Below are 13086 nucleotides of genomic sequence, written 5' to 3'. Positions count from 1 at the left end.
TTCCGATTTCCACTGACGAGATTGAGTCATGGCCCTCGACATTCACGCTCACCGCATCCTGATCCTCGATTTCGGTTCCCAGTACACCCAGTTGATCGCCCGCCGCGTGCGCGAGATCGGTGTCTACTGCGAACTGCACCCGTTCGACATGGACGATGAAGCGATCCGCGAATTCAACCCACGCGGCATCATCCTCGCTGGCGGCCCCGAGTCGGTCCACGAAGCCAACAGCCCGCGCGCACCGCAAGCGGTCTTCGACCTGAACGTGCCGGTACTGGGTATCTGCTACGGCATGCAGACCATGGCCGAGCAGATGGGCGGCAAGGTCGAAGGTTCCGACCTGCGCGAGTTCGGTTACGCCCGTGTTGATGTGGTCGGCAAGAGCCGCCTGCTCGACGGTATCGAAGACCACGTTGATGACGACGGTGTACTGGGTCTGGACGTTTGGATGAGCCACGGCGACAAGGTCACCCAGATGCCGGGCAACTTCCACGTGCTGGCCAGCACCCCGAGCTGCCCGATCGCCGGCATGTTCGATGACGCCCGCGGCTACTACGGCGTGCAGTTCCACCCGGAAGTGACCCACACCAAGCAGGGCGGTCGCATCCTGTCCCGCTTCGTCCAGGACATCTGCGGCTGCGAGGCCCTGTGGACCCCGTCCAACATCGTTGAAGACGCCATCGCCCAGGTCCGTGAGCAAGTTGGCTCGGCCAACGTGCTGCTGGGCCTGTCCGGCGGTGTCGACTCCTCGGTAGTCGCCGCGCTGCTGCACCGCGCCATCGGTGACCAACTGACCTGCGTCTTCGTCGACAACGGCCTGCTGCGCCTGCATGAAGGCGACCAAGTGATGGCCATGTTCAAGGAGAACATGGGCGTCAAGGTGATCCGTGCCGACGCCGAGCAGCAGTTCCTCGACAACCTGGCCGGCGAAACCGACCCGGAGAAGAAGCGCAAGATCATCGGTCGCACCTTCATCGACGTGTTCGATGCCGAAGCCAGCAAGCTGGAGAACATCCAGTTCCTCGCCCAAGGCACCATCTACCCGGACGTGATCGAGTCGGCGGGCGCCAAGAGCGGCAAGGCCCACGTGATCAAGTCGCACCACAACGTCGGCGGCCTGCCGGAAGAAATGAACCTCAAGCTGGTCGAGCCACTGCGCGAGCTGTTCAAGGACGAAGTGCGCAAGATCGGCCTGGAGCTGGGGCTGCCGTACGACATGGTCTACCGCCACCCGTTCCCGGGCCCGGGCCTGGGCGTGCGCATCCTGGGTGAAGTGAAGAAGGAATACGCTGACCTGCTGCGTCGCGCCGACCATATCTTCATCGAAGAGCTGCGCAAGGCCGACTGGTACCACAAGACCAGCCAGGCATTCGTGGTGTTCCAGCCGGTCAAGTCGGTCGGCGTCGTTGGCGATGGCCGTCGCTACGCCTGGGTCGTCGCCCTGCGCGCGGTCGAGACCGTGGACTTCATGACCGCTCGCTGGGCGCACCTGCCATACGAGCTGCTGGAAACCGTCAGCGGCCGCATCATCAACGAAATCGACGGCATCTCCCGCGTCACCTACGACGTGTCGAGCAAGCCGCCAGCCACCATCGAGTGGGAGTGACCGGCTTGCCGGAGTAATCCGGCAACTGAAGCGCCAACAAAAAGCCCGCACATCTGCGGGCTTTTTGTTGGACGCGCCGCAGCGGATGGCGGGTTCTCAGCAGGTGGTAAATAGTTGGATTTTTAAGAATCGGCAGACTTCGCATGCTATGGCCTTCATTGCGAAGGACTGTCGAAATGACCGAGCGAAGCGTTTTCCAGGATTTAAACGACGAAGTAACTGCCTCCAGGCAGGAAGCGAGTGGGCCTTTTTTATTGAAGGACTTCGTGAACCAGCAGGCATTGGACTACCCGTCGCCGCGCAAATTTGCCCATGACGTGGCCAAGGCCTATGTGTTGCAGGCGCTGGAGCTGGACATCGACCCTGATGATCTGTTCATCACGACCTTGTATATCGATGCCTGGGATGAGGGCGATCAACGCGCAAACATCGCATCGTCCATGACCTTGACCGATGCCCTGATGCGTAATTGGCAACAACAGGGAGATGGCAGTCTCTTCAGTCATCTTGGATCATTGGAGGCGTTCAGGCTCGAGGGCTATCCCACGGTCATCAGCGAGACGCCTCTGCCGTTGGATAACTGCTTTGCCTATGAGGCGATCTATCGCAAGACAACGCCTCAGCGCTTCTCCAGCGATACGCAAGTCCGCCTGGACCCGAAGCAGTTCAAACATTTCGCCTGGGAGGCCGATCTTCAGGCGAACTATCTGAGGCACTTGAAGAGCTTTTGGCGTCTTCACGAGCGGGAATACAACTTGCTGATCAAGGCATCGGTGCTCAGGGCTGCCTTTGTTCAGCATGAAGAAGGTTCGTTGACGCTCAATGACAAGTACATGGTGCTCAGGGCCTTGGGGCTTGAGGTGTCCACCACCTGGGAAACACTGACTTACGAGGCGTTCGAGCAAGCGGCGCTCGATCAGCATGTCGTCAGCATTCGCGAGCTCTTGGTTTATCGCTATACGGCGAGCGACATTATTGTCTTCAAGGATGAACAGTCCGGACGCCTGCTGGTTTACATCCCCGGCAATTCTTCGCCGCTGCATGGTTTTGAGGATATGGCAGCGTTTTGCGACTGGTTCGCCCTGCAATGCAGATTCACTCAGCGCCGCACGGTTCTGGAAGGTCATTTCAAGGCCGAAGACGACCCGGACGGGATATTCGTGTCAGGCCTAAAGACAGCGCTGTTGGGCCTGGGCGCGTTCCCCTCTTGGCATGTGGGCAATTACTCCCGCTGGAATCCACACGATGAAATCACCCTCGGCCCCGCTATTCATCCTTGGCCGTTCACACATTTCAAAAACTCTCTGAAAAGCCGTCTGCAGTCCGATGCCGTGCGGCTGATTCGAAGCCGTGCCGCTTACAATCAAGGGGTCGCAGGCGAGGTACTGTCCACCGCATTGACTGTCACCAGTATCGTTGCAATGGCGATCCCGGCACTTTGGCTGCCCGTGGCAACGATGTCCGCTGCGCTGATCGGCTTGGGAGCCGATGAGGTCGTCAACGGCACGGTCGAGGATCAGGCGCAAGGCAAGCGCCGCATCGTCTTTGGCATTCTCAACGCTGTGCCAGCCACCTTGGAGCTGGCCAAGGCTGCAGGCGCTGCGGCGCGGGTAGGCGATACGCTCACCCCAGGGGCTGCGGACGAGATAGGGCAAAAGGCAAATACGCTCACCCCCCAGGAAACACTGGAAAATGCCACCACGGCAGAGCAGCAGGAGCAAGAGATTGCCCGTCAGCGAGAAGAGCGGGCCAATGAATCAGCCGATGAGCGCATGGCCCGTCGCGCGCATGAAGAGACGCAAAGGCAGGCGCGCGCCAACCTACATGCTCAAACCTTTGACAGTGTGAAGGCGTTCGGTATCGAGCCCGACGGTCTTCGTTCATTGTCACCCCAACTGCGCGATGAACTGGCCAAGTTCGAATACAACGGGCCGCTGGGCGAGGGCGGCAAATGGGGGGTGGATGATTTCGGTGCTGTCTATCAGGAAACCGACGCAGCTTCCGGAGTCCTCACTCGCTACGCTCGGGTGCATGCCAAGGTATACCGTGTCGAGCGCATCGAGCGCGCAGGGCAGTACAGAATCGTTTCTCCATACGAGGCCGATATCCAAGGCCCCTATATCAAACGGTTGAAGGGGTTTTATTCCGATATCGATGTCAAACCTGGCCTGCGCGGTGGTGAGAGTTTCATCGAGGTGACAGCGCAGGCTGAGCCGTTGCCGGAGCGTGTCAAACCGGGCATTACCCTGGTTCGTGCACATCCTCCCGTACAGATCGAAGTGCCCATGGATGGTATCGAGGTGCGCCCGGCGTTCGAAGAAGAACAACAGATAGACACGTATTACGCGATGAACTCCGCCGAGGGCACGCGCGTCACTTTCGATGCCGATATCGGGGGATGGAAATCTTATGATGGAAAGGTCCACTGGCTGAACAATAAGGGTGTCTGGAAGCAAGGCAGTGTGAAGTCGTTTCTTGCGGCTCGGGCATCGCTTCGGTTCGGCGTACGTTATGAGATCTACACGTTTCCTCGTATTCCGGGCGTCTCGCAGGAGGCCCGCGCGATCAACCGGGAAGTTCACCAGATTTGGCTAGGTGAGCGAGGGCCCAGGGGCGAATTGATTGAAACGATGAAGACGAACATTCGTGCCAATCCTGGCTTGAAGTTCACGCTGCATCTGGACGTCGACAATGCCGCGTTTACGGGTGAACTGGATCGGTTGAAACAGGCGTTCGCCGAGTTCCCCAACCTGGCGGTTTCAGAGCTGAGGGACGAGCCGTTTTTCTTCAAGTTCCTCACCGATGATGAAACCGTGGTGCCTTATCGTTACTTTCGCAGTGGCCCCGGACAAAATCTGGCGGCCGCTTCGGATATCTTGAGGTATCGCCTGATTCACGAATACGGCGGTCTCTACATGGATTGTGATGACGTCATGGTCGGGGCGTTTGAAGACGCTGAACTCAATGCGGGGCCGGATGATGTATTGACCGGTGGGGCGGTCTCGTCACCAAGAATGGGCTTTTACGGCCCAGGTAACAGCCATTTTGCAAGTCACGCCGGTAATCCGGTCCTCCAGGAGATCCAGCAGGCGGCCTATCGTCGTTGGATCAATGAGATCGACGCACTTCGTGAGCTGGAAAGCTCCCGCGCGCTAAACGCTGACGGGACCAATCCCTATATGCGCAAGATCTTTGCAATCAGTGGTCCCCAGATGTTCCTCGACACACTTAAGCGCGTACGTCCAGATTACGCGGACCTGCTTGACGATGTGTTGAAGCCCAAGGCGGGGATGCGTTCTCTGGCGTATCTCGAATTTCGAGAGGCTGCCGTTGATTTCTATGCCCCCTTTGGGCGGCGGTTGAAAATCCGGGCAGGTGCGGAGAATTCCTGGAGTGCGACTGTCGGTCAGGCGGGCACTTGATAGCGAGGCGCGTAGAGGGTTATGGGGAGTCAGGCCTTCTGCGCGCTCTCGCTGCGACAAGGTGATCCAGTCGCCCGCTCAAGACTTCACTTAATCTTTCGCAAATGCAGGTGTATCGTATTCGCCCTTCATTGCCAGCACTGCTGGCAGACTGATTGCGCAGAAACGAGGTACCCGCACCGATGTCCTTTACCCGTCGACAAATGCTCAAGGGCCTGACCGGCCTTGCCGTGGTTGGCTTGGGCGCCGGAGGCGCGGCGCGTTACTGGCTGGGCAAAGTCGAGGACGAAAATGCCGGGCACGATTATGAACTGATCGCTGCCCCGCTGGACGTGGAGCTGGTGCCGGGGTTCAAAACCCAGGCCTGGGCTTTTGGCCCCTCGGCGCCAGGTACTGAACTGCGTGTCCGTCAGGGCACCTGGTTGCGGGTGCGCTTCATCAATCACCTGCCCGTGGAAACGACCATCCATTGGCATGGCATCCGTCTGCCGCTGGAAATGGACGGGGTGCCCTACGTTTCGCAATTGCCAGTCAAGCCGGGCGAGTTCTTCGACTACAAGTTCCGTGTGCCCGATGCTGGCAGCTACTGGTACCACCCCCACGTCAGCAGTTCCGAAGAGCTAGGGCGTGGCCTGGTCGGTCCGTTGATCGTCGAGGAGCGCGAGCCTACCGGTTTCCTGCATGAGCGGACCTTGAGCCTGAAGAACTGGCACGTGGACGAGCAGGGGGCCTGGCTGCCGTTCAGTATCCCTCGCGAAGCCGCGCGCAACGGTACGGCTGGGCGCCTGATCACCATCAACGGCCAGGCGGACGCGGTCACCGAGCTGCCGGCAGGCCAGGTGGTGCGGGTGCGTCTGTTGAACCTGGACAACACCTGGACCTACCGCATCAACCTCAAGGGCAACTGCGAGGCGCGGGTGTACGCGCTCGATGGCAATCCCGTCACTCCGCGCGTATTGGAAGAGGACTACTGGCTCGGCCCAGGCATGCGCATTTGCCTGGCGATCCGTATCCCCGAGGCAGGCGAGGAGATTTCTCTGCGTGACGGCTTCGTGCGCTTGGGGACCCTGCGTTCGGTGGCCAGCGACCAAGCGCCGGGGGACTGGCCCGAGGCGCTGCCGGCCAATCCGATCGCCGAGCCGGACCTGGAGAATGCGCAAAAGCTCAACTTCAATTTCGAATGGGCCGGCAAGGTGTCGGTGGATACCGACAACGGCCGCCCACCGAGCCTGTGGCAGATCAACGGCCAGGCCTGGGACATCACCGACAAGACCTGCGCCGATCGCCCGATCGCCACGCTGAAGAAGGGCAAGAGTTACATCTTCGAATTGAAAAACATGACCCAGTACCAGCATCCCATTCATTTGCATGGCATGAGTTTCAAGGTAATTGCCTCCAATCGCCGCAAGATCGTCGAACCTTGGTTCACCGATACCTATTTGCTGGGCAAGAACGAGCGCGCCCAGGTAGCGCTGGTGGCCGATAACCCAGGCACCTGGATGTTCCATTGCCATGTGATCGACCACATGGAAACCGGCCTGATGGCCGCGATCGCGGTGGTCTGATGCGTCCGCAGATCATCGATCGCAGCCGCGATCAGGAATTCATGCAATTAGCCCTGGAACTCGCCGCACAGGGGGCGGCCATGGGCGAGGTGCCGGTTGGCGCGGTGCTGGTGCAGCATGGGCAGGTCATCGGACAGGGCTTCAACCGTCCTATCACCGACAGCGATCCCAGTGCGCACGCCGAGATGGTGGCTATCCGTGCTGCCGCGAAGGCCGCCAGCAACTACCGATTGCCCGGCAGTACCCTGTACGTGACGCTGGAGCCGTGCAGCATGTGCGCCGGGCTGATCGTGCATTCGCGCATTGCGCGGGTGGTTTATGGCGCGTTGGAGCCCAAGGCCGGGATCGTGCAGAGCCAGGGGCAGTTCTTCACCCAGGGCTTTTTGAATCATCGGGTGATGTTCGAGGGAGGGGTATTGGCCGAGGCGTGTGGGCAGATTCTGAGCGATTTCTTCAAGGCACGGCGGGCTAAGTGCTAGCAACGCCTGTGCGTCACATCGGCGAGGGCTGTTCGGCCGGCTTGTCCTTGTTGACCCCCGGTACGTGCAGGTTGCCTTCGGCGACCTGCCCCTCGAGCTGCGGCTGGGTCACCCAGGTAAGGATGTCGTAGTAACGGCGGATGTTGGCCACGAAGTGCACCGGCTCGCCGCCGCGGGCATAGCCGTAGCGGGTCTTGCGATACCACTGCTTCTGCGACAGGCGCGGCAGCATTTTCTTCACGTCCAGCCATTTGTTCGGATTCAGGCCTTCTCGCTTGGCTAGCATGCGTGCGTCTTCCAGGTGGCCGCTGCCAACGTTGTAGGCGGCCAGGGCGAACCAGGTGCGATCCGGTTCCTTGATGCTCTCGTCGAGCTGGTCCTTGACGAGCATGAAATATTTGGCGCCGCCCTGGATGCTCTGTTTCGGGTCCAGGCGATTGGACACGCCCATGGCCTGGGCGGTGCGTTGGGTCAGCATCATCAAGCCGCGCACGCCGGTCTTGGAGGTAACCTCCGGCTGCCACATCGACTCCTGGTAACCGATCGCCGCCAGCAGGCGCCAGTCCACCTGCTCGGCCTTGGCGGTGGCGCGAAAATGCTTCTCGTACTTGGGCAAGCGCTGCTGCAAGTGTTGAGCGAAGGTGTAGGCCCCGACATAGCCGAGCACGTCGACATGGCCGTAGTAGCGATCCTTCAGGCGCTGAAGGGTGCCGTTCTTCTGCGACTTGTCGAGAAACTCGTTGACTTCGTTGAGCAGGCTGTTGTCTTCGCCGGCGGCAACCGCCCAGCGTTGATCGCGGGAATCCCCCAAGTCGAAGGCCACTCGGACGTTGGGGAAGTAGACCTGGTTCATGGCCAGTTCGTTGGAATCCACCAAGGTCAGGTCGATCTGACCTTCATCGACCATACGCAGCAGATCAACGACCTCGACCGCGTCGGACTCTTCGTATTCCAGGGCAGGATTCTGCTTTTTCAGTTCGGCCAGTTGATCGGCGTGGCTGCTGCCCTTGAGCACCATGATCTTCTTGCCGATGAGCCCCTTGACGTTGGTGGGGCGTGAGCGGCCGTTGCGGTAGATGACCTGCGGGGTCACCTCAAGGTAAGGGTGGGAGAATCTCGCCTGGGCCGTGCGTTTTTCGCTGCTGACCAGTCCGGCGGCGGCCAGCACCGGGCCGGAGGGCTTGCCCAGCTGGTCGAACAGTTCATCGAGGCTGTCGGCGGTCTCGATCTCGAGTTTCACGCCCAGTTCGTCGGCAAAACGCTTGACCAGTTCGTACTCGAAGCCGGTTTCACCGTTGCGGTCCTGGAAATAGGTGGCGGGACTGTTGCGGGTTATCACGCGCAGCACGCCGTCCTCCTTGACGCGCTCGAGGGTGCTGGGTTTTTCAACACAGGCACCGAGCAGCAGGAAGAGTCCGGTTGCGAAGAGCCATCTGGCGCAGCGCTGGCGCAAAGCAGTGAGGGCGAACATAGGTTGCAGTATACGCAAAGGACCGGTCCCGCCATATCTCGACAATGGTTGGCAGGTCTGCTAGCTGATTCAGGCGGCAAGCGATAAGCGAAAAGCGGACCATGGCGGCCTGCATTTTCTTTGCGCTTGAGGCTTGCCGCTTGAAGCGATATTTCTGACCCCGAAGTCCGGTTCCGCCGCCCGGCAGCATTGGCTTAGAGCGGGTGCCGAAAGTCTGCGAATTAGGCTAGAATGCACGGCCTCTAAGCACACCCCTTCCTGAGGCTGTCCCGACGATGTTGATCCTGCGCGGCGCTCCTGCCCTTTCTGCCTTCCGCCACGGTAAGTTACTCGAGCAACTGAGCCAGAAAGTCCCCGCTGTTACTGGTTTGTATGCCGAATTCGCCCACTTCGCCGATGTCGATGGCGAGCTGACCGCCGACCAGCAGCAGGTGCTGGGGCGTCTGCTCAAGTACGGTCCGAGCGTTCCGGTCCAGGAGCCGGCCGGTCGCCTGTTCCTGGTGGTCCCGCGCTTGGGCACCATCTCGCCCTGGGCCAGCAAGGCCAGTGACATCGCCCATAACTGCGGCCTGCAGAGCATCCAGCGCCTTGAGCGCGGTATCGCCTACTACGTCGCCGGTGAGCTGTCCGATGCCGACGCCGCGCTGATCGCCGCCGAGCTGCACGACCGCATGACCCAGCGTGTGCTGGCCCGCCTGGAAGACGCCGCCGATCTGTTCAGCCACGCCCAGCCCAAGCCGATGACCTCCGTGGACATTCTCGGCGGTGGCCGTGCCGCACTGGCCCAGGCCAACGTCGACTTGGGCCTGGCCCTGGCCGAAGACGAGATCGACTACCTGGTCAATGCCTTCCAGGGCCTCAAGCGCAACCCGAACGACATCGAGCTGATGATGTTCGCCCAGGCCAACTCCGAACACTGCCGCCACAAGATTTTCAACGCCAGTTGGGACATCGACGGCCAGGCTCAGGAAAAGAGCCTGTTCGGCATGATCAAGAACACCTACCAGATGCACAGCGAAGGCGTGCTGTCCGCTTACAAGGACAACGCCTCGGTCATCGTCGGCCACGTGGCGGGCCGCTTCTTCCCGAATCCTGAAACCCGCCAGTACGGCGCGGTCCAGGAGCCGGTGCATATCCTGATGAAGGTCGAGACCCACAACCACCCGACCGCCATCGCCCCGTTCTCCGGCGCCTCCACCGGCTCCGGCGGCGAGATCCGCGACGAAGGCGCCACCGGTCGTGGGGCCAAGCCCAAGGCCGGCCTGACCGGCTTCACCGTTTCCAACCTGCGCATCCCTGGCTTCGAACAGCCGTGGGAGCAGGCCTATGGCAAGCCGGGCCGTATCGTCGACGCTCTCGACATCATGGTCGAAGGCCCCCTGGGCGGCGCCGCATTCAACAACGAGTTCGGCCGTCCGGCCCTGACCGGCTACTTCCGTACCTTCGAGCAAGCCATCGACACCCCGCGCGGTGAAGAAGTGCGCGGCTACCACAAGCCGATCATGCTCGCCGGCGGTATGGGCAACATCCGTGAAGACCACGTGCAGAAGGGCGAAATCACTGTCGGCGCCAAGCTGATCGTGCTCGGCGGCCCGGCCATGCTGATCGGCCTGGGTGGCGGCGCGGCTTCGTCGGTTGCCACCGGCGCCAGCTCCGCCGACCTGGACTTCGCCTCGGTACAGCGCGAAAACCCGGAAATGGAACGCCGTTGCCAGGAGGTCATCGACCGCTGCTGGCAACTGGGCGACAAGAACCCGATCGCCTTCATCCATGACGTCGGCGCCGGTGGTATTTCCAACGCCTTCCCTGAACTGGTCAACGACGGTGGTCGCGGTGGGCGTTTCGAACTGCGCAACGTGCCCAACGACGAGCCGGGCATGGCCCCGCACGAGATCTGGAGCAACGAGTCCCAGGAGCGTTACGTGCTGGCGGTCAGCGCCGAGGACTTCGAGCGCTTCAAGGCCATCTGCGAGCGCGAGCGCTGCCCGTTCGCCGTGGTCGGCGAAGCCACCGAGGAGAAACACCTCACCGTCACCGACAGCCATTTCGACAACACCCCGGTGGACATGCCGCTGGATGTGCTGCTCGGCAAGCCGCCGCGCATGCACCGCTCGGTCACCCGTGAAGCCGAGCTGGGCGATGACTTCGACCCGAGCACGCTGGACCTGGACAACGCCGTCGAGCGCGTCCTGCACCACCCGGCCGTTGCCAGCAAGAGCTTCCTGATCACCATCGGCGACCGCACCATCACCGGCCTGGTCGCCCGCGATCAGATGGTCGGCCCGTGGCAGGTCCCGGTAGCCGACTGCGCCGTCACCGCCACCAGCTTCGACGTCTACACCGGCGAAGCCATGGCCATGGGCGAGCGCACCCCGCTGGCCCTGCTCGATGCCCCAGCCTCTGGCCGTATGGCCATCGGCGAAGTGCTGACCAACCTGGCCGGTGCCCGTATCGAGAAGCTCTCCGACATCAAACTGTCGGCCAACTGGATGTCCGCGGCTGGCCACCCAGGTGAAGACGCCCGTCTGTACGACACCGTCAAGGCGGTCGGCATGGAGCTGTGCCCTGAGCTGGGCCTGACCATTCCGGTCGGCAAGGACTCCATGTCGATGAAGACCAAATGGAGCGAGGACGGCGTCGAGAAGAGCGTCACCGCACCAATGTCGCTGATCGTCAGCGGATTCGCACCGGTGGTCGACATCCGTGACACCCTGACGCCGCAACTGCGCATGGACAAGGGCGAGACCGACCTGATCCTGATCGACCTGGGCCGCGGCAAGAACCGCATGGGCGCCTCGATCCTGGCCCAGACCTTCGGCAAGCTCGGCGCCCAGGCACCGGACGTCGACGACCCAGAGGATCTCAAGGCCTTCTTCGCAGTGGTTCAGGGCCTGAACGCCGACGGCCACCTGCTGGCCTACCACGACCGTTCCGACGGTGGCCTGCTGACCACCGTGCTGGAGATGGCCTTCGCCGGCCACTGCGGTCTGGACCTGCAACTCGATCCGCTGACCGACAGCAAAGGCGACGTACCGGCCATTCTCTTCAACGAAGAGCTGGGCGCGGTCATCCAGGTTCGCCAGGACGCCACCCCGGATGTGCTGGCGCAGTTCAGCGCCGCTGGCCTGGGCGACTGCGTCGCGGTGATCGGTAAGCCGGTCAACAACGGCGAAGTGTCCATCAGCCTCAATGGCGAAGTGCTGTTCGACGACCAGCGTCGTCTGCTGCAGCGCCAGTGGGCCGAGACCAGTTACCAGATCCAGCGCCTGCGTGACAACGCCGATTGCGCCGACCAGGAATACGACGTCCTGCTGGAAGAAGAAAACCCAGGCCTGTCGGTCAAGCTGGGCTTCGACGTCAACGACGACATCGCAGCGCCGTACATCAAGAAGGGCGTGCGCCCGCAAGTGGCCATCCTGCGCGAGCAGGGCGTCAACGGCCAGGTCGAGATGGCTGCCGCCTTCGACCGCGCAGGCTTTGCCGCCATCGATGTGCACATGAGCGACATTCTCGCCGGTCGTGTCGACTTCGCCGAGTTCAAGGGGCTGGTGGCCTGCGGTGGCTTCTCCTACGGTGACGTGTTGGGCGCCGGTGAAGGCTGGGCCAAGTCGGCACTGTTCAACAGCCGTGCCCGTGAAGCCTTCCAGGCGTTCTTCGAGCGTAACGACAGCTTCGCCCTGGGCGTGTGCAATGGTTGCCAGATGATGTCCAACCTGCACGAACTCATCCCGGGCACCGAGTACTGGCCGCACTTCGTGCGCAACCGTTCGGAGCAGTTCGAGGCGCGTGTGGCGATGGTCGAGGTGCAGAAGTCCAACTCGATCTTCCTGCAGGGCATGGCCGGTTCGCACATGCCGATCGCCATCGCCCACGGTGAAGGCCATGCCGAGTTCGCCAGCGAGGAAGCCCTGTTGGAAGCGGACCTGTCCGGTTGCGTGGCCCTGCGCTTTGTCGACAACCACGGCAAGGTCACCGAGGCCTACCCGGCCAACCCGAACGGCTCGCCGCGTGGTATCACCGGCCTCACCAGCCGCGACGGTCGCGTGACCATCATGATGCCGCACCCTGAGCGTGTATTCCGTGCCGTGCAGAACTCCTGGCGTCCGGATGAGTGGCAGGAAGACGGCGCCTGGATGCGCATGTTCCGCAACGCGCGCGTCTGGGTGAACTAAGCGTGTACAAGCTCGCCTTCTTCGTGCCACCGAGCCATGTGGAAGTGGTCAAGGCCGCTGTGTTCGCCGCAGGCGGCGGACGCATCGGCGACTATGACCACTGTGCCTGGCAGACGCAGGGCCTGGGCCAGTTCCGCCCGTTGGACGGCAGCCAGCCGTACCTCGGGCAGACCGGTCAGGTCGAGCAGGTGGAGGAGTGGAAGGTCGAGCTGGTGGTGGCGGATGAGTTGATCGCCCAAGTCGTCGCCGCGCTCAAGGCGAGCCACCCGTACGAGACGCCAGCCTATGAGGTCTGGCGGCTCGCCGAGTTCTGATCCCGTTCGTGTGATATCCCAGGGGCCGCTATGCAGCCCATCGCAGCGCGCTCGATG

General features: G+C 61.7%; 7 protein-coding genes. 6 read left to right on the top strand and 1 reads right to left on the bottom strand.

The features are described from left to right. The first annotated feature begins 28 nt into the window (after positions 1-28). The 4 genes from guaA (at position 29) to tadA (ending at position 7072) form a co-directional block, all read left to right on the top strand. A complete protein-coding gene (gene guaA, locus HMPREF3173_RS16925; protein WP_070574734.1) occupies positions 29-1606 on the top strand; it encodes a glutamine-hydrolyzing GMP synthase in 1578 nt (525 codons plus the stop codon). Positions 1607-1782: 176 nt separating this feature from the next. Then, entirely contained in the window at positions 1783-5028 is a 3246-nt protein-coding gene (locus tag HMPREF3173_RS16920) for a dermonecrotic toxin domain-containing protein (RefSeq protein ID WP_070574729.1), read from the top strand. 182 nt (positions 5029-5210) lie between these two features. Further along, positions 5211-6593, top strand: a complete 1383-nt coding sequence (locus tag HMPREF3173_RS16915; protein ID WP_070574727.1) for a multicopper oxidase family protein — start codon at positions 5211-5213, stop codon at positions 6591-6593. Continuing rightward, positions 6593-7072 (top strand): tRNA adenosine(34) deaminase TadA, encoded by a 480-nt coding sequence (gene tadA / locus HMPREF3173_RS16910; RefSeq protein ID WP_070574726.1) that lies wholly within the window; start codon positions 6593-6595, stop codon positions 7070-7072. Before HMPREF3173_RS16915 ends, tadA begins: the two co-directional genes overlap by 1 nt. A 13-nt stretch (positions 7073-7085) precedes the next feature. Here the strand turns inward: tadA and mltF are convergent, their stop codons facing one another. After that, positions 7086-8543, bottom strand: a complete 1458-nt coding sequence (mltF, locus tag HMPREF3173_RS16905) for a membrane-bound lytic murein transglycosylase MltF (protein ID WP_070574725.1) — start codon at positions 8541-8543, stop codon at positions 7086-7088. A 275-nt stretch (positions 8544-8818) separates the two neighbouring features. Here mltF and purL point away from each other — a divergent pair, with 275 nt between their 5' ends. Further along, positions 8819-12715 carry a phosphoribosylformylglycinamidine synthase gene (gene purL, locus HMPREF3173_RS16900; protein ID WP_070574722.1) on the top strand — a complete coding sequence of 1299 codons (3897 nt, stop codon included), beginning with the start codon at positions 8819-8821 and terminating at the stop codon, positions 12713-12715. Positions 12716-12717: 2 nt separating this feature from the next. Then, the gene (locus HMPREF3173_RS16895) at positions 12718-13029 is read left to right on the top strand and encodes a YqfO family protein (protein ID WP_043212432.1); all 312 of its coding nucleotides are present in this window, start codon (positions 12718-12720) and stop codon (positions 13027-13029) included. The last annotated feature ends 57 nt before the right edge of the window (positions 13030-13086 follow it).

Origin of the sequence: Pseudomonas sp. HMSC08G10, assembly GCF_001808425.1 — a bacterium.
Taxonomy (GTDB): Bacteria; Pseudomonadota; Gammaproteobacteria; order Pseudomonadales; family Pseudomonadaceae; genus Aquipseudomonas; species Aquipseudomonas guariconensis.
The sequence above is the reverse complement of the archived record's forward strand: the minus strand, read 5'-3'. Positions and strand labels throughout refer to the sequence as shown.

Bases quoted from the DNA above. Each gene is read 5' to 3' on its own strand.
- guaA (WP_070574734.1), top strand. From the start codon at position 29: ATGGCCCTCGACATTCACGCTCACCGCATCCTGATCCTCGATTTCGGT.
- purL (WP_070574722.1), top strand. From the start codon at position 8,819: ATGTTGATCCTGCGCGGCGCTCCTGCCCTTTCTGCCTTCCGCCACGGT.
- mltF (WP_070574725.1), bottom strand. From the start codon at position 8,543: ATGTTCGCCCTCACTGCTTTGCGCCAGCGCTGCGCCAGATGGCTCTTC.
- HMPREF3173_RS16915 (WP_070574727.1), top strand. From the start codon at position 5,211: ATGTCCTTTACCCGTCGACAAATGCTCAAGGGCCTGACCGGCCTTGCC.
- tadA (WP_070574726.1), top strand. From the start codon at position 6,593: ATGCGTCCGCAGATCATCGATCGCAGCCGCGATCAGGAATTCATGCAA.
- HMPREF3173_RS16920 (WP_070574729.1), top strand. From the start codon at position 1,783: ATGACCGAGCGAAGCGTTTTCCAGGATTTAAACGACGAAGTAACTGCC.